This is a genomic window from uncultured Pseudomonas sp., from assembly GCF_943846705.1.
Lineage (GTDB): Bacteria > Pseudomonadota > Gammaproteobacteria > Pseudomonadales > Pseudomonadaceae > Aquipseudomonas.
Genome location: NZ_OX044366.1, coordinates 1,560,555 through 1,576,153 on the forward strand (window position 1 = coordinate 1,560,555; position 15,599 = coordinate 1,576,153).

15 protein-coding genes are annotated in these 15,599 nt (G+C 60.2%); 4 read left to right on the forward strand and 11 right to left on the reverse strand.

The window, feature by feature from the left end; translation table 11 throughout:
* Positions 1 to 230: 230 nt before the first annotated feature.
* From Q0V31_RS07395 to Q0V31_RS07415, 5 genes are all read right to left on the reverse strand, one after another.
* The gene (locus Q0V31_RS07395) at positions 231 to 1,088 is read right to left on the reverse strand and encodes an ABC transporter permease (protein ID WP_298186303.1); all 858 of its coding nucleotides are present in this window, start codon (positions 1,086 to 1,088) and stop codon (positions 231 to 233) included.
* Between the two features lie 6 nt (positions 1,089 to 1,094).
* Positions 1,095 to 2,327, reverse strand: coding sequence for an ABC transporter permease (locus Q0V31_RS07400; RefSeq protein ID WP_298186305.1), 1,233 nt, complete (start codon positions 2,325 to 2,327; stop codon positions 1,095 to 1,097).
* Positions 2,328 to 2,388: 61 nt separating this feature from the next.
* Positions 2,389 to 3,462, reverse strand: coding sequence for an ABC transporter substrate-binding protein (locus Q0V31_RS07405; protein ID WP_298186309.1), 1,074 nt, complete (start codon positions 3,460 to 3,462; stop codon positions 2,389 to 2,391).
* A gap of 26 nt (positions 3,463 to 3,488) precedes the next feature.
* Complete coding sequence (locus tag Q0V31_RS07410) at positions 3,489 to 4,604, reverse strand: ABC transporter ATP-binding protein (protein ID WP_298186312.1); 1,116 nt, start codon at positions 4,602 to 4,604, stop codon at positions 3,489 to 3,491.
* Between the two features lie 309 nt (positions 4,605 to 4,913).
* Complete coding sequence (locus Q0V31_RS07415) at positions 4,914 to 6,110, reverse strand: class I SAM-dependent rRNA methyltransferase (RefSeq protein ID WP_298186315.1); 1,197 nt, start codon at positions 6,108 to 6,110, stop codon at positions 4,914 to 4,916.
* Positions 6,111 to 6,295: 185 nt separating this feature from the next.
* On the opposite strand from Q0V31_RS07415, the gene Q0V31_RS07420 reads away from it, so the two are divergent.
* The 4 genes from Q0V31_RS07420 to Q0V31_RS07435 all read left to right on the forward strand — a co-directional run bounded on the left by Q0V31_RS07420 (position 6,296) and on the right by Q0V31_RS07435 (position 9,071).
* Positions 6,296 to 7,108, forward strand: coding sequence for an HDOD domain-containing protein (locus tag Q0V31_RS07420; protein ID WP_298190945.1), 813 nt, complete (start codon positions 6,296 to 6,298; stop codon positions 7,106 to 7,108).
* 72 nt (positions 7,109 to 7,180) lie between these two features.
* Entirely contained in the window at positions 7,181 to 7,993 is an 813-nt protein-coding gene (mutM, locus tag Q0V31_RS07425) for a bifunctional DNA-formamidopyrimidine glycosylase/DNA-(apurinic or apyrimidinic site) lyase (protein ID WP_298186318.1), read from the forward strand.
* An 84-nt stretch (positions 7,994 to 8,077) separates the two neighbouring features.
* Entirely contained in the window at positions 8,078 to 8,656 is a 579-nt protein-coding gene (locus Q0V31_RS07430; protein ID WP_298186320.1) for a lysophospholipid acyltransferase family protein, read from the forward strand.
* A 76-nt stretch (positions 8,657 to 8,732) separates the two neighbouring features.
* On the forward strand, positions 8,733 to 9,071 hold the full coding sequence (locus Q0V31_RS07435) for a multidrug transporter (RefSeq protein WP_298186322.1): 339 nt from the start codon (positions 8,733 to 8,735) through the stop codon (positions 9,069 to 9,071).
* 83 nt (positions 9,072 to 9,154) lie between these two features.
* Here the strand turns inward: Q0V31_RS07435 and ggt are convergent, their stop codons facing one another.
* The 6 genes from ggt to Q0V31_RS07465 all read right to left on the reverse strand — a co-directional run bounded on the left by ggt (position 9,155) and on the right by Q0V31_RS07465 (position 15,546).
* The gene (gene ggt, locus Q0V31_RS07440) at positions 9,155 to 10,867 is read right to left on the reverse strand and encodes a gamma-glutamyltransferase (RefSeq protein ID WP_298186324.1); all 1,713 of its coding nucleotides are present in this window, start codon (positions 10,865 to 10,867) and stop codon (positions 9,155 to 9,157) included.
* Positions 10,864 to 11,115, reverse strand: coding sequence for a YfhL family 4Fe-4S dicluster ferredoxin (locus Q0V31_RS07445; protein ID WP_136663464.1), 252 nt, complete (start codon positions 11,113 to 11,115; stop codon positions 10,864 to 10,866). The genes ggt and Q0V31_RS07445 overlap by 4 nt, the downstream gene beginning before the upstream one ends.
* 113 nt (positions 11,116 to 11,228) lie before the next feature.
* Positions 11,229 to 11,708 (reverse strand): pantetheine-phosphate adenylyltransferase, encoded by a 480-nt coding sequence (gene coaD / locus Q0V31_RS07450; RefSeq protein WP_298186331.1) that lies wholly within the window; start codon positions 11,706 to 11,708, stop codon positions 11,229 to 11,231.
* Between the two features lie 122 nt (positions 11,709 to 11,830).
* Positions 11,831 to 13,426, reverse strand: coding sequence for a GMC family oxidoreductase (locus tag Q0V31_RS07455; RefSeq protein ID WP_298186334.1), 1,596 nt, complete (start codon positions 13,424 to 13,426; stop codon positions 11,831 to 11,833).
* Positions 13,427 to 13,510: 84 nt separating this feature from the next.
* On the reverse strand, positions 13,511 to 14,056 hold the full coding sequence (locus Q0V31_RS07460; RefSeq protein ID WP_298186336.1) for a twin-arginine translocation pathway signal protein: 546 nt from the start codon (positions 14,054 to 14,056) through the stop codon (positions 13,511 to 13,513).
* A gap of 47 nt (positions 14,057 to 14,103) precedes the next feature.
* Positions 14,104 to 15,546 (reverse strand): coniferyl aldehyde dehydrogenase, encoded by a 1,443-nt coding sequence (locus Q0V31_RS07465; protein WP_298186339.1) that lies wholly within the window; start codon positions 15,544 to 15,546, stop codon positions 14,104 to 14,106.
* Between the last annotated feature and the right edge of the window lie 53 nt (positions 15,547 to 15,599).

Below are 15,599 nucleotides of genomic sequence, written 5' to 3' on the forward strand. Positions count from 1 at the left end.
CAGACACTGGCGCTGTGCTGGCAACGGGCTGTTGGTGCGTATGTTGAGCCGGGTTCAGGCCCAAGGCAAACGCAAGTGAGCATTTGCAGGGCTGGGGCGCTGCTTGGCGCGGTGTGGGCGCTGGCGTGGCCGGGCTACAAGTCCGCCTAGGATGTGGCAGGAGAACGCCGATTCTAATCCCAGGCGGCCTGAGGCGAAAGCGCGGGCTGTGTATTCAACGTGCAGGGCGCTTATTCAATCTGCTCGATACCGCGCATGCGGGTGGCGCGTCGGCGCAGCAGCTCGATGGTGATCAGCAGCACAATCGACATCAGAATCAGCAGGGTGGCGATGGCCAGAATGCTCGGGTTGATCTGCTCGCGCAGGCCCGAGAACATTTGCCGGGGGATGGTGCGTTGCTGTGGCCCGGCCATAAACAGGATCACCACCACCTCGTCGAACGAGGTGATAAAGGCGAACAGCGCACCGCTAATCACCCCTGGACGAATCAGCGGCATGATGATGTCGAAGAACACCCGCAGCGGCGTGGCCCCGAGATTGATCGCGGCGCGCGCCAGGCTGTAGTCAAAACCGGTGAGGGTGGCGGTGACGGTGATGATCACAAACGGCGTGCCAAGGGCGGCGTGGGCAATGATGACGCCGAGGTAGTTACCGGCCAGGCCGAGGTCGGAATAGAAGAAGAACATGCCGGCGGCGGTGATGATCAACGGCACGATCATCGGCGACAGCAGCAGCGCGGTAATCAGTCGGCGCATTGGCATGTCGTCACGGGCCAAGCCTACCGCCGCGCAGGTGCCCAGCACGGTGGCCAGCAGGGTGGCGAAGAAACCGATGAGAAAGCTGTTCTTGATTGCCAGCAGCCATTTGTCATCGCTGAAAATCGCGCTGTACCAGCGCAGCGAGTAAGCCTCGGGCTGCAGGGTGAGCATGCCTTCGGTAAAGCTGAAGAACGGTTCGACGTTGAACGACAGTGGAATGATCACCAGGATCGGCATGATCAAAAACAGCAGCACCAGCCAGGAACTGGTCTTCAACAACCAGCTACCCAAGTGATACCAAAAGCCGTAGTAGGCGGGAATCTTGGACATATCAGCTCATCCCAGTTTGATATTGCTGGCGCCGACAAAGCGGTCGTACAGCCAGTACAGCAGCAGGATCAGCGCGAGTAGCAAGGAGCCCAGCGCGGCCGCCAGTTCCCAGTTGTTCGAGCGCTGCATGTGGAAGGCGATGATGTTGCTGATCATCTGCCCATCGGTGCCGCCGACCAGTGCCGGGGTGATGTAGTAGCCCACCGAGATGATGAACACCAGCAAAGCCCCCGCGCTCAGGCCCGGCAGGGTCATCGGGAAGTAGATGCGGGCGAAGGCCGGAATCGGTCGCGCACCCAGCGACAGTGCTGCGCGCAGGTAGCTGGGGTCGATGCCGCGCATCACGCTGTACAGCGGCAGAATCATAAACGGCAAGAGGATATGGGTCATCGCCACCACCGTGGCGAACGAGGTGTAGAGCATCTCGAAGGGTTGGTTGATCACGCCGATGCCGAGCAGGAAGGTGTTAATCACCCCATTGGTTTGTAGCAGCGCTATCCAGGCGGTGGTGCGTACCAGCAGCGAGGTCCAGAACGGCAACAGCACCAGCACCAGCAGCAGGTTGGCGCGGTTTTCCGGTAGGCGCGCCAGGTAATAGGCCAGCGGATAGCCGAGCAGGGCGCAGAACATGGTGATCACCAGCGCCATGCTCAGGGTCTTGCTGTACAGCTGCAGGTAAATCTGTGTGTCCTCGCGCACCTGGATGCCGTGCTCTTGATCGAGTTCGAGGTCGAGGGCCGTCAGGTAGTAGTCATAGGTGTAGGGTTTGCCTGCGCGCTGGATGGCGAACCAGATATCCGGCCTGCTCCATTTTCGATGCGATTTGAGCAGGATGTCGCCACCTTGCTGTGCCAGTTGCTGGCTATCCAAGCGTGAGACTTTACGAGCGGTGGATTTGACCACGCTGGACATGCCAGCTGAGGCACGGTTGATTTCTTCGGCTAATTTGCCGGATTCACGCACTTTGGCCAGGCTGTGCAGCTCTTGGGCAAATACGTTCAGGGTTTGTTGGTCAGGAACCGTTTTGCCGTCCCAGCGTTGCAGCTCGCTCAGGGTCAGCGGAATCAGGGTGGCCACCGTGGGGTGGTGGACACTGCGCCAGAGCATGCTGGCAATCGGTGCAACAAAGCTCAGCAGGATAAAGATCAGCAACGGCACGACAAATAGAAAGGCGGTGAGGCGCTTCTTATTGAGGGCGCTGGAGGCTTGGCTGGCTTCGGTGCGGGTGAGAGTGGACAAGCGTTAACTCCTTAACCTGAAAGCGACACCCCGCGCCAATCCGCGCGGGGTGTCCGAGGTATTACTTCAGCAGCCACTCGTTGAACTTCTCACCAAGGGACTCACCGTAGTCAGCCCAGAAGTCCGAGCCGGCCTGCATACCTTTGTCCAAGTGCGCGGTAGGCAGGTGCGGAGCAGCGCTCTGATCAGCCAGCGGCATGGACGACTTGCGGGTCGGGCCATAGGCCACATCCGGCATGCCCGCTAGTGGCTTGGAGCCGGTGGCATAGGCAATGAACTTCAGCGCCAGGTCCTTCTTCTTCGAGCCTTTGACAATGGCCCAGGCGTCGAGGTCATAGACGTGGCCGTCCCAGACGATAACGAACGGCTTCTTCTCTTGGCGAATGGCGTCATAGAAGCGGCCGTTAGCGGATTGCACCAGCACGGCGCCGCCATCGTTGAGCAGCTGCGGAGCCTGCGACCACGAGTCGAACCAGACGATGTCCTGCTTGATGGTATCCAGCTTGGCAAAGGCGCGGGCCTGGCCTTCTGGGGTGGAGAGCATTTCGTAGACGTCGCCCGGGGCTACGCCATCAGCCAGCAAGGCCCATTCCATGTTGACCTGTGGGCGTTTGCGCAGGGCGCGCTTACCGGGGATTTTGCTGGTGTCGAAGAAATCGGTGATGCTCGCCGCCTTGGTACCGCCGATGGTCTTCTCGTTGTACGCGAAGACCACGGACCAGACGATGTTGCCGACTGCGCACTCACTGGCCAGGGCTTCGGGGATAAAGTCCTGGTCGGCGGGGACGCCATCGATGCCGGCCGGCAGGATGTCGTGCGGGATGGTTTCCAGCAGCCCTTCGGAACAGGCGCGCTCAAGGTCAATCACCTCGAAGTCGACTACGTCCCACTGAATATTGCCAGACTCGACCTGGGCTTTGATCTCGGCCACGCCGCCGGTGTAGTCCTCGAACAGCACCTTGTTGCCGGTGTCCTTCTGGTACGGGTCAATCACGTGTTTTTGCTGGGCTGCGCCATAGGCACCGCCCCAGGAGACAACTGTCAGGGTTTCCTCGGCGCTGGCGGCGAAACTCGCCGTCCCCAGTGCTGCTGCGAGGGCGAAGGTGGAAAAGCGGGTGGTCAGTATTCTAGCCATTGCTAAGCTCCATTGCTTCTTATCGTTCAGGGTGTCGTGACGACGGGGCGATCCAGGGCCTGACTGTCTTGCGGCAGCCAGGCCAGGGCGACTTCTTCCTTGGCACTGAGTTGCGGGGCACTGCTGTCATTCATGTTCTTCACCACCAGCTCGGTGCCGTCAGCTGTCATGAAGTGATAGCGAATGTATTCGCCAACGTAGTGGCGGGTGACGAATCGGGCCATGACCTGATTGCCGTTGCTGCCGAGGCGCTCGGTAAAGCTGAGTTTTTCCGGGCGAATCGATACGGTGGTGGGTAGGCCGACTTCCGTGCAGTTGGCCTTTAGGGCGCTGACCACGCCGCCGGCTTCCAGGCGAACCTCAACGCTGTCCTGGTGGACGGCTTCGATCACGCCCTTGAGTTTGTTGCTCTCGCCAATAAAGCCGGCGACGAACAGGTTGGCCGGACGTTCATACAGCACATGCGGCGCGGCGCATTGCTGGACGATGCCGCTTTCAAATACGGCAATCCGGTCGCTCATGGTCAGCGCTTCGGTCTGATCGTGAGTCACGTAGATCACGGTGAAGCCGAGCTGTTCGTGCAGGCGTTTGATCTCGAACTGCATCTGCTCGCGCAGCTTCTTGTCGAGGGCCCCGAGGGGTTCGTCCATCAGCACGATGTCCGGGGCGAAGATCAAGGCGCGGGCCAAGGCGACTCGCTGGCGTTGGCCGCCAGAGAGCTGGCCGGGGAAGCGGTTACCGAAGTCCAGTAATTCGACCAGCGACAGGTATTCATCGACCTTGGCGTTAATCACGTCCTTGGGCTGTTTGCGAATTTTCAGTGGGTAGGCCAGGTTCTCGCGCAGGGTCATGTGCGGGAACAGTGCGTACTGCTGGAACACCATGCCGATATTGCGCTGGTACGGCGCAATGCTGGTGACCGAACGGCCGTTGATCAGGATCTCACCGCTGGTCACGTCTTCGAACCCGGCGAGCATCATCAGGCAGGTGGTTTTGCCTGAGCCCGAAGGGCCGAGCAGGGTGATGAATTCGCCCTTGGCCACGTCCAGATTGAAGTCTTTGACGACCAAATTCTTTTGGTCGTAAGTCTTTTTCACGTTGGTGAATTGCAGGAACGGTTTGTCCCCCGCTAGGTCAGCCATACCCCTCCCCAAATGTGCTCTTAACAGCTGCAGGCTTGTGGCCGTTGACTGAATGCTTGAATGCGTAGGCTCGTTTTATGGTGAGACAAGCGCTTGTTTGAATGATCAAGCTACGCAAGCTCTGTGCCAGTCTGTTGCGGCGCATTGCGGTCGCAGCCGTACTGGATTTGAGCCTAGCTCAGCGGCGTGTTTACGCCAGGCCGGTGTGGGGAGTGGTAACAGTGCGGGGCAGAAGGAAGCACCTGCCGAGATGCTCTCGGCAGGTGCGCACGCTTAGCGTGATTGATATTTTGGTGCGTGCAGCGGGGTTTAGCTGTTGGGCAGCAGGCGCACGGTCAGGCTCTTGATGTAACGGGTTTCGGCAATCGCCGGATGCACAGGATGATCCGGGCCTTGGGCGCCGCGTTCGAGCAACTGAATATTGCGATCCAGGTGGCGCGCGCTGGTCAGCAGGATGTTTTGCAGGTCATCTTCCGGCAGGTGCATGGAGCAGCTGGCGCTGATCAGGATGCCGTCCTTGTTGAGCAGGCGCATGGCTTGCTCGTTGAGGCGGCGGTAGGCGCCTTCGCCGTTCTTCAGGTCTTTCTTGCGTTTGATAAAGGCGGGCGGGTCGGCAACGATGACGTCGAAGCGCTCTTCCGAAGCCTTGAGCTGTTTCAGTGCTTCGAACACATCGCCTTCAACGCAGGCGACCTTATCGGTCAGGCCGTTCAGCGCGGCGTTGCGCTCTACGCCGTCTAGCGCGAAGCCGGAGGCGTCCACGCACATCACGTCACTGGCACCAAAGGCTGCAGCCTGTACACCCCAGCCGCCGATGTAGCTGAACAGGTCGAGCACACGCTTGCCTTTAACGTAGGGGGCCAGGCGTGCGCGGTTCATGCGGTGGTCGTAGAACCAGCCGGTCTTCTGCCCTTCAATCACCGGGGCTTCGAACTTCACCCCGTTCTCTTCCAGGGCGACCCACTCCGGCACCACGCCGAATGGGGTCTCGACGTAACGCGCCAGGCCTTCGGCATCGCGCGCGGCAGAATCGTTCTTGAGCAGGATGCCGCTCGGCTTGCACACCTGAATCAGGGCGGCGAGGACGTCGTCTTTATGCCGCTCCATGGTCGCTGAAGCCAGTTGCACCACCAAAATGTCGAAGAAGCGGTCGACCACCAGGCCCGGCAGCAGGTCGGAGTCGCCGAATACCAGGCGGTAGCAGGGCTTGTCGAACAGACGCTCGCGCAATGACAGGGCGACGTTGAGGCGGTGCACCAGCAAGGATTTGTCCAGCACATGCTTGACGTCACGTGACAGCAGGCGAGCGCAGATCAGGTTGTTCGGGCTCATCGCCACGACGCCCAGCGCTTTACCGCCGGCTGCTTCGAGGATGGCTTGGTCGCCGGCGGCAAAGCCGCTCAGCGGCGTGGCGGCGACGTCGATTTCGTTGCTGTAGATCCACAGATGGCCGGCGCGCAGGCGTCGATCGGCGTTGGCTTTCAGGCGCAGGCTGGGCAGGGACATGCTGGAGGACTCCGAAAAAAGAGCGAAATTATAGCGGGTTAAGTAACGTCGCGGCGGTTACAAAACACGTCTGTAGAAGTGGCGGGGTTTCGCTAAACTGCGCGCCATCTCTCATTTCGGCTTTCCCTGTCATGTCTCAAGAGCTCACCGCCGACTATATCCGGCAAGTCCTGCAAGGCATCAGCGTGCCGCCGCAGCCGCAGATCATGGTGGATTTGCAGATGGAGCAGGTGATGCCCGATCCGGATCTGCGTGCCATCGCCAAGCTGATCGGACAGGACCCAGGGTTGTCTGGTGCGCTGCTGAAACTGGTGAACTCACCGTTTTTCGGCCTGACCAACCGCATCGCTTCGATCCAGCAGGCGGTCAATCTGCTGGGCTGCAACACGGTGATCAATCTGATCAATGCGCAGTCGATTCGCGGCGAGCTGACGGATGAGGCCATCGTCACCCTTAACCGCTTCTGGGACACCGCCCAGGATGTGGCCGTAACCTGCCTGAGCCTGGCCAAACGCATCGGCTACCACTCGCCGGATGAGGCCTACGCCCTCGGCCTGTTTCACAATTGCGGCATTCCGCTGATGCTCAAGCGCTTCCCCAACTATATGACGGTGCTGGAAGAGGCTTATGCCAGCGCCACGGATGAACGCCGGGTGGTGGATACCGAAAACCGTCTGCTTAATACCAATCATGCGGTGGTGGGCTATTACACCGCCAAGTCGTGGAACCTGCCGCTGCACCTGTGTGAAGCGATTGCCAGCCATCACAACGCCTTGGCGATTTTTAGCGAAGACGCCAGCCGCGATGCGCAGCTGAAAACCTTGCTGGCAATCCTGAAGATGGCCGAGCACATCTGTGAAAGCCACCGGGTACTGGGTAATCAGCCAGACGACCATGAATGGCAGAGCATCGAACAGCTGGTGCTGGAGTATGTTGGCTTGTCCGAATATGACTTTGAAAACCTGCGCGAGAGTATTCGCGACTTGGGTGCGCGTTAGCTCGCCTCGTCGTTTTCGGGGCATTCCTGCTAAGGTAAACGCCCGCTCGAATTGCTCAGCTGATGATTCGCTATGCCAGAACTTCCTGAAGTAGAAACCACCCGCCGCGGCATTGCGCCCTACCTTGAAGGTCAGCGCGTCAGTAGGGTGATCGTGCGCGAACGGCGCTTACGCTGGCCGATCCCCGAGGACCTGGATATTCAGCTGTCCGGGCAGCGTATCGAATGCGTTGAGCGCCGCGCCAAGTACCTGCTGATCAAGGCCGAAAGCGGCACGCTGATCAGTCATCTGGGCATGTCCGGCAGCCTGCGCCTGGTCGAGTGCGGTCTGCCCGCTGCTAAGCACGAACATGTGGATATCGAACTGGAGTCCGGCCTGGCCTTGCGCTACACCGATCCACGGCGTTTTGGCGCACTGCTCTGGAGCAATGATCCCTTGAGTCATGTGCTGCTGAGCAAGCTGGGCCCGGAGCCGTTGACCGATCTGTTCGATGGTGAGCGGTTGTTTCAGCTGTCCCGTGGGCGCGCCATGGCAGTCAAACCCTTCATCATGGATAACGCCGTGGTAGTCGGGGTGGGCAATATCTATGCATCGGAAGCACTGTTTGCCGCCGGTATCGATCCGCGTCGTGAAGCCGGCTCGGTGTCGCGGGCGCGCTATCTAAAGCTGGCGGCTGAGATTAAACGCATCCTTGTCCACGCCATCGAGCGCGGCGGCACCACGCTGCGCGACTTTGTCGGCGGCGATGGGCAGCCGGGGTATTTCCAGCAGGAGCTGTTCGTTTATGGCCGTGGCGGCGAGTTCTGCAAGCACTGCGGCAGCACCCTGCGCGAGGTCAAACTGGGCCAGCGCGCCAGCGTCTATTGCCCGCGTTGCCAGCGTTAGGGGATTTGCGGCAGGTGTAGATTTGACTGCTCGTCCATGACTGAATGCTCTGAGCGCACAACAATAAGAAAGGCCGAGGTATTGATGTCCGGTAATTATCTGCCCCGCAACCCGCTGGCTGAATGGGTTGGCCGCGTGGCGCTGAAACTGATGGGCTGGCGCATTGAAGGCGAGTTACCGAAGCTCGACAAGTTTGTCGTCATCGGCGCGCACCACACCTCCAACTGGGACTTCGTGATCTTTATTGCGCTGAAGTTCGTCCTGCGTCTGAATGCTCGCTGGTTTGGCAAACACACGATTTTTCGCTGGCCTTTTGGCGCGCTGATGCGCCTGTGGGGCGGTATCCCGATTCGCCGAGAACGCCAGGGCAATACGGTCGAGCAGGCGGTGCGGGCCTTTCGCGAGCATAAGCAATTTATGTTGATACTTTCGCCCGAAGGCACGCGCAAGAAAGTCGAACGCTGGAAAATGGGTTTTTATCACATCGCCCTGGGTGCCGGCGTACCGATCATTCTTGGGGCGTTGGATTACCAAAACCGCCGCGTATTTATCGGGCCGAGTTTTATGCCGACGGGGGATGAAGCGGCTGATATCAAGATGATTCTGGCGTTTTACCGGCCCTTTATTCCGAAAAAACCTGAATATGCCTTTTATGGGGATTGACGGGCGTCACGCTGACAATTATTAATCCGCTGTTATAGTTAGTCTCACCGCCTCCTAATACCTGAAGGATCGCCCCATGAAACTGTTCCGCTCAACTGCTGCTGCTCTGGCGCTGACCACTGGCCTACTGGCGTTGCCAGCCCATGCTGACGTAGCGCAGCAGAACACTAGCGGCGACCCTCTTTATACGGCCAACGCCCCCAAAGCCTATTCTATGATTGGTGATCTGTTGATCGCACGGCCGTTGCTGATTACGGCAACCGCGATTGGTGCTGTGGCATTTGTGGTGAGCCTGCCGTTCACCGCCGCTGGCGGCAATATAGGTGAAGCAGGTAAGTCGCTGGTTGTTGAGCCGGGCATGGCTGCTTTCGTGCGCTGCCTGGGGTGCACCACCAGCGGTTATCGTAAGGATTGATAGCCTTCGGCTTCTGGGCTGCCGCGATACTTGGCTAGGCAGCCCCGTATTGTGCATCTTGTCTGACACTTCAATGATCCGAGTTACTGCGGCGTAATGGGCGTACTCACCGCCGTGCCAATGCCACGCGGATCACTTGCAGATTTGACCTTCCCATCTTGTTTGTTCCAATACAGCACCTGCTGGTTGCCGTATCTGCGCCCCGTCGATTTCATTTGATGACCCAGTGCTTCTAGCGCCGAAATTTCTGTGGCGCTAAATGTTTCCGGTTCATGCTCGATCATATCTGGGCGGAATTGATGGTGATAACGACCGACACTGGGCCAGCGCTCGATGGGTTGTTGGTCCAGGTACTCGAGCATCGCCAGCAACACCATGCTGGGAATCCGGCTGCCGCCTGGCGTGCCGAAGCTGGCAAAGTCTTCAGTGCTCTCGATAAAGCTTGGGCTCATGCTCGACAGCGGGCGCTTGCCAGCGGCAATGCTGTTGGCCTGACTACCGCTCAAGCCATAAGCATTGGCGCCTTGTATGTCGGCGGCAAAGTCATCCATCTCGTTGTTCAGCAATACACCCGTACCGGGCACGGTGAAGGCTGCGCCGAAAGGCAGGTTGACCGACAGCGTGGCGGCTACCGCATTGCCCTTGGCGTCGAGCACTGTGAAATGGGTCGTGTGATCGCCTTCTTTCCAGGCTCTGCTTGGCGGCAAGCTGTCGCTGGGTGTGGCGTGTTGCGGGTCGATGCTGCTCGCCAGCTGCTTCAGGTAATCGGGGGCAAGCAGTTGCGCGGCTGGGTTGCTGACGAAGTCAGGGTCGCCCAGTAAGCCGCGGTCGCGGTAAGCGCGGCGCAGGGTTTCAACCACCAAGTGGCTGCGCTGCACGGCGTCGGCCTGTTGCCAGGGCAGTTGTTGCAGCATCAGCAAGCTCTGCCCCAATGCGATGCCGCCGGCTGACGGCGGCGGGGCGCTGATTAGCTCGCGGCCTTGATTAAGGCTGACACGCAACGGCTGGCGTTCGACGATGCGGTAGTTGGCCAGGTCGTTGAGCGACCAGATACCACCAGCATCACGCACCACCTTGACCAGCTTGTCGGCCAGCGCTCCGCCGTAGAAGCCCTGATGACCGTCTGCGGCCAATTGCTCAAGGGTGCGGGCCAGTTCGGGTTGGCGCAGTAGGCCGAACTCTTCAGGAATTTCGCCTTTGTCGAGGAACAGCCGCGCGGTCTCTGCGTCCTTGCGCATGGCCTCAATACGCCAGCCCGCACGCTCGCGATAAACCCGGTCGACACTGACCCCGCTGCGCGCCAGACGGATGGCCGGTGCCAGCGAGTCACGCAGCGGCAGGCGGCCGAAGCGCTCCGCCAGCTGCACCAGCGCCGCCGGTAAACCGGGGATGGCGGCAGCCAGCGCGCCGTCTAAAGACAATTTTTTATCTACTTCGCCATCGACCTTGTACAAGTCGGCATGGGCCGCCAAGGGCGCGCGTTCGCGTGCATCGAGGAAGCGATAAGTGGGCGATTCGCCGGCTTCGCGCAGCAGAAAGAAGCCGCCACCGCCCAGCCCTGAACCGTAAGGTTCGACTACCGCCAAGGCGGCGCTGATGGCCACGGCTGCATCGAAAGCATTGCCGCCCTGCGCCAGGGTTTCCTGACCGGCCACGGTGGCGGCAGGGTGCGCCGTAGCAATCGCAATGCGTTCAGGCAGGGCGGCGGCATGCAGCTCAAGGGCACAGAGTAAGGCCAGCGCACCGAGCAGGGGGCGCCAGGGGAGCAGGCCGCGGATCAGGCGGCCGGCGTTCATGCTTTACCAGTAATGATCAGGTACTTCTGCATCAAGTCATCCTTGCTTTCGACATTGTTCTCGTCGAGCGGGATGCAGTCTACGGGACAGACCTGTTGGCACTGCGGCTCGTCGTAGTGGCCGACGCATTCGGTGCACAAGTTTGGGTCGATCTCATAAATTTCTTCGCCTTGAGAGATCGCGGCGTTGGGGCATTCGGGTTCGCAGACGTCGCAGTTGATGCAGTCGTCGGTGATGATCAGGGACATGACGGAACCACTCCTGCTGCAGCCTTGATGCGCAGCCTAGATGTGTGCAGTAAACGATGAGGTAAATTGTGCCGCATCGAGGCCGCGCTTGCACGCGGCCTGGCAGGAATGGCTCAGCGCTTGAAGCGTTCGGTCAGCGCGGCGGCTACGGCCGGGTGCACGAAATTGGAAATGTCGCCGTTCAGCGCGGCGATCTCGCGTACCAGGGTCGAGGAGATAAACGAGTACTTTTCACACGGCGTCAGAAACAGACTCTCCACGTCTGGAGCCAGCTGGCGATTCATGTTGGCCAGCTGGAACTCGTATTCGAAATCGGACACCGCGCGCAGGCCACGCAGAAATACATTGGCCCCCTGTTCTTTGGCGAAATGCGCCAGCAGGGTCGAGAACCCCACCACTTCAACGTTGGGCAGGTGCTTGGTCACTTCTCGGGACAATTCGACGCGCTGTTCCAGGCTGAACAGCGGGTTTTTTTTCGGGCTGGCAGCTACCGCGATAATCACGCTGTCGAACAGCCGCGAAGCACGCTCGATCAGGTCGCCATGCCCTTTGGTGATGGGGTCGAAGGTGCCTGGGTATAACACTCGATTCATCGTGACGTCCTGGCGGGTCCGTTGGGGAGTCGGATGGTAGCGCAGCGTTTCTTCGCGGCCAAGTCAGACGCTGCTGATCGTCACTATTCACGGGCGTAGAACGGCCCGTGAATACCTTGCTATCAGGCGCGCTTGAGGCGCTCGGCGAGTTTTGTCGCGAGTTTGGCGGTCAGGCCATAGATCGACAGCTGTGGGTTGGCGCCGATACTGGTGGGAAACAGCGAACCGTCATGGATCGACAGGTTGCTCAGCTGGTGATGGCGGCCGAGGCTGTCGGTCACCGCGTGCTGCGGGTCTTCGCCCATGGCGCAGCCGCCCATCACGTGAGCGCTGCCCAGACGGGTGCGATACAGCTCCAGGCTAAGGTTGTTGATCAGGCTTTTGGCCTCGCCTAGGGTCTTCACGTAACCGGCGTCGGCATGCAGCGGCAGCACGGCTTTGGCGCCGGCGGCGAACTGTACTTCAGCCATGGTATGGAAGGCGCGGCGCACGCCGTCCCAGGTGTAATCGGTCATCTGGTAGTCGAGCACCGGGCTGCCGTCGCCGCGTAACTCGACCTTGCCTTCGGCGCTGTCCGGGTGAAAACCGTCGCGCAGCAGCGCCAGCATCACGTTGGTGTTGGGCAGTTGCTCCATGCGCATGGCGTTGTCGATGCCAAAACGACCGAGCAGGGTGGCGGTCAGCGCCGGCTGCAGCGGCGGCACTTCAAGCTTGTAGGACAGCCGCCCAGCCGCGCCGTCATCCCACTGGAAATGATCGGAGTAGATCGATTGTGGCGCGCCATAAAACGGGTTAATCACCTGCTCGAATAGCGCGGCGGAGAAGTTAACCAGGTGCAGATAGGTGCGCTTGCCGGTGCGTTTATGCGGGTCAGGAGCCCCCGAGCGCAGGAGAATGCCCGGCGTGTTGATGCCGCCGCCGGACAATACGTAATGCTTAGCCTTGACGATTATGCGGCGGCCGTTGGGTGCCACGCTGCGCGCGTCCATGCCCAGGCATTCGATGCCGGTGACCGTGTCGCCGTCCAGCAACAGGCGCTCGGCGCGCGCCAGATAGAGCAGCTCACCGCCTTGTTCCAGGGTCGCCGGGATGGTGGTGACCAGCATCGACTGTTTGGCGTTAGTCGGGCAGCCCATGCCGCAATAGCCGAGGTTCCAGCAGCCGCGCACGTTGCGCGGAATCACCTGCCATTCATAGCCGAGCTTGTCGCAGCCGGTGCGGATCACTTCGTTGTTGGCATTGGGTGGCACGGCCCAGGGTGCGACGCTCAGGCGCTGTTCCATCTGTGCGAACCAGGGCGCCATGTCTTCGGCACTGTGGCCTTTAACGCCGTGTTCTGTGGCCCAGTGTTCAAGCGTCGGCGTGGGCGTGCGAAAGCTTGAGGTCCAGTTGATCAGGGTGGTGCCGCCCACCGCGCGGCCCTGCATGATGGTAATGGCGCCATCTTTGCTCATGCGGCCGATGCCTTCCTGATACAGCTCTGCATAGGCCTTGTCTTCGAGCATCTTGAAGTCGTCGCTGGTCTTTAGCGGGCCTTCCTCGATCAGCAGCACCTTGAAGCCGGCCGCACTGAGGATTTCAGCCGTGGTGCCGCCGCCTGCGCCACTGCCGACGATGGCTACGTCGGCTTCAAGTGTCAGGTCACTGTCCAGCTGTGAGCCGTTGTAGGTCTTCCAGCCGCTGGCCAGGCCTTGCTTGAACATATCGGGTACAGGCATTTCGCATTCTCTTGTTGTGCTGGACCGCCGTGCGGCTGTGCGATGGGTGTCGCTGTGCGCTACCCATCCTACTTATGCAGGGTGCTAGACAGTCGGTGGGCCGGGGTAGCCGCAGTGTGCCCACGACTCTGTGCGGCTGTACCAGCTCATCATCACCAGTTGCAGCAGCGAGGCATGACCCATTTTCAGTAGCGCTATGGAGCTGTTTTGCCAGCGCTCGAGGAATCTCTGTACATCGGCAGTCGAGGCGTTCTGCCAGCTGCCCCAGACGCCCGTCAGCGGGCCGCGGGTGATAGGCAGGGCCAGCACGTCAAACAGCTGCAGGGTGAGCTTGAGCAATTCAGGCGAGAGGTGGTTGAGGCTGTAGTCGAGGTTCTCCAGCGTAGCGCTGACAGCCTGGGGCATCTGTGCGGGCGTGACCGCACCCGCCAGCATGACCGGGATCAAGGCCTGTAAAAAGGCCAGATCGGATTCGCGAATCACCGCAAAGCCGGCTTTGGCTGTGCTGGCCGAGCAGCCGCTGAGGGTCGCAGTCAGCCCTGCCGTACCGAGCAGGGCGGTACCCAACAGGCCAACTTTGAGCAGGCTACGCCGGGACAGATTCGGTGCTTCAAGAGGGGTGGTATGCATTTATTGTTATCACCGGGTCAGGCCACTGCCCCGAAGGGCAGGATGGATTAACGAACGAACAGCTTGTACACCAGCTTCTGCAGCGCTCTGCCGTAGGGCGGATAGATCATTTTGGCGGCGTTGAAACGCTGCTTGATAAACACGCCCTTAGCTTTGCTGAAGGTCAGGAAGCCTTCATGACCGTGGTAGTGGCCCATGCCGGAGGGGCCGACACCGCCGAATGGCATGTCGTCCTGAGCCACGTGCAGCAAGGTGTCGTTGATGCATACACCGCCGGAGTGAGTCTCGTGCAGCACGCGCTGCTGCTCGCGCTTGTCGTAACCGAAGTAATACAACGCCAGCGGGCGGTCGCGCCCGTTGATAAAGCTGAAGGCAGCTTCCAGCGTGTCGTACGGGATGATCGGCAGCAGGGGGCCAAAGATCTCGTCCTGCATCACCTTCATCTCATCCGTCACATTCAGCAGCACGGCATAAGGCATGCGCCGGCCCTGGGCTTCTGGGTACAGCGCGATGACAGTGGCGCCCTTGTCCTCGGCGTCCTGCAGGTAGCTGTTGAGACGCTGCTGTTGGCGCTCGTTGATGATTGCGGTGTAGTCCGGGTTGTCCGCAAGCGTCGGGTAGAAGCCCTGCACGGCCTGACGATAAGCCTCGACGAAGCCCTCTATGCGGTCTTGCGGTACCAGCACGTAGTCCGGGGCCACGCAGGTTTGCCCGGCGTTCATGGTTTTGCCGAAGGCAATACGCTCGGCCGCATCGGTCAATGGCACATCTTTGGAGACAATGGCCGGCGACTTGCCGCCCAGCTCCAAGGTGACTGGCGTGAGGTTGTCGGCGGCGGCGCGCATTACGTGCTTGCCAATGCTGGTGGCACCGGTGAACAGCAGGTGATCGAACGGCAGCTTGGAGAAGGCCATGCCCACTTCAGCTTCGCCCAGCACCACTGTCACCAGGTCTTCGGGGAATACTTTAGCCAGCAAGTCCTTAACCAATAGCGATGTGGCTGGGGTCGACTCGCTCATCTTGATCATCACCCGGTTGCCGGCCGACAACGCCCCCACCAGCGGGCCGATGGCGAGAAACAGCGGGTAGTTCCACGGCACGATCACCCCTACCACGCCGAGTGGCTGGTAGATCACCTTGGCGGCGGCGGGCATGAACTGCATGCTCACGCTGCGTCGCGAAGGTTTCATCCATTTCTTGATGCGTTTAGTGGCGTAGTGGATGCCGTGCAGGCTGGGCATCAGCTCGGCAAGCAGGGTTTCGTCAGCGCTGCGGTTGCTGAAGTCCTGGCTGATGGCGCTGATCAACGCCTCCCGCTCATTACTAAGCAGGTCACGTAGGCTGTTGAGCCATTGAATGCGCTGTTCGGCCGACGGCATGGGGTTGGCCTTGAATGCCTGGCGCTGACGGGCAAAGCTGCTTGTCAGCTGATCAAACTGCTGCTGGCTGCTCTGTAGGCTTTGTTCTAGGTAAGCGCCGTCGGCGACCATGCTGTGCTCCTCGGTAATCCAGCGTGCAGCACTAACCCGTGATTCACGGAGGC

Excerpts from the sequence above, each read along its gene's own strand:
- mutM (WP_298186318.1), top strand. The coding sequence starts at position 7,181 with ATGCCAGAACTTCCTGAAGTAGAAACCACCCGCCGCGGCATTGCGCCC.
- Q0V31_RS07465 (WP_298186339.1), bottom strand. The coding sequence starts at position 15,546 with ATGGTCGCCGACGGCGCTTACCTAGAACAAAGCCTACAGAGCAGCCAG.
- ggt (WP_298186324.1), bottom strand. The coding sequence starts at position 10,867 with ATGAACGCCGGCCGCCTGATCCGCGGCCTGCTCCCCTGGCGCCCCCTG.
- Q0V31_RS07445 (WP_136663464.1), bottom strand. The coding sequence starts at position 11,115 with ATGTCCCTGATCATCACCGACGACTGCATCAACTGCGACGTCTGCGAA.
- Q0V31_RS07410 (WP_298186312.1), bottom strand. The coding sequence starts at position 4,604 with ATGGCTGACCTAGCGGGGGACAAACCGTTCCTGCAATTCACCAACGTG.
- Q0V31_RS07395 (WP_298186303.1), bottom strand. The coding sequence starts at position 1,088 with ATGTCCAAGATTCCCGCCTACTACGGCTTTTGGTATCACTTGGGTAGC.
- Q0V31_RS07455 (WP_298186334.1), bottom strand. The coding sequence starts at position 13,426 with ATGCCTGTACCCGATATGTTCAAGCAAGGCCTGGCCAGCGGCTGGAAG.
- Q0V31_RS07435 (WP_298186322.1), top strand. The coding sequence starts at position 8,733 with ATGAAACTGTTCCGCTCAACTGCTGCTGCTCTGGCGCTGACCACTGGC.
- Q0V31_RS07405 (WP_298186309.1), bottom strand. The coding sequence starts at position 3,462 with ATGGCTAGAATACTGACCACCCGCTTTTCCACCTTCGCCCTCGCAGCA.
- Q0V31_RS07415 (WP_298186315.1), bottom strand. The coding sequence starts at position 6,110 with ATGTCCCTGCCCAGCCTGCGCCTGAAAGCCAACGCCGATCGACGCCTG.
- Q0V31_RS07430 (WP_298186320.1), top strand. The coding sequence starts at position 8,078 with ATGTCCGGTAATTATCTGCCCCGCAACCCGCTGGCTGAATGGGTTGGC.
- coaD (WP_298186331.1), bottom strand. The coding sequence starts at position 11,708 with ATGAATCGAGTGTTATACCCAGGCACCTTCGACCCCATCACCAAAGGG.
- Q0V31_RS07460 (WP_298186336.1), bottom strand. The coding sequence starts at position 14,056 with ATGCATACCACCCCTCTTGAAGCACCGAATCTGTCCCGGCGTAGCCTG.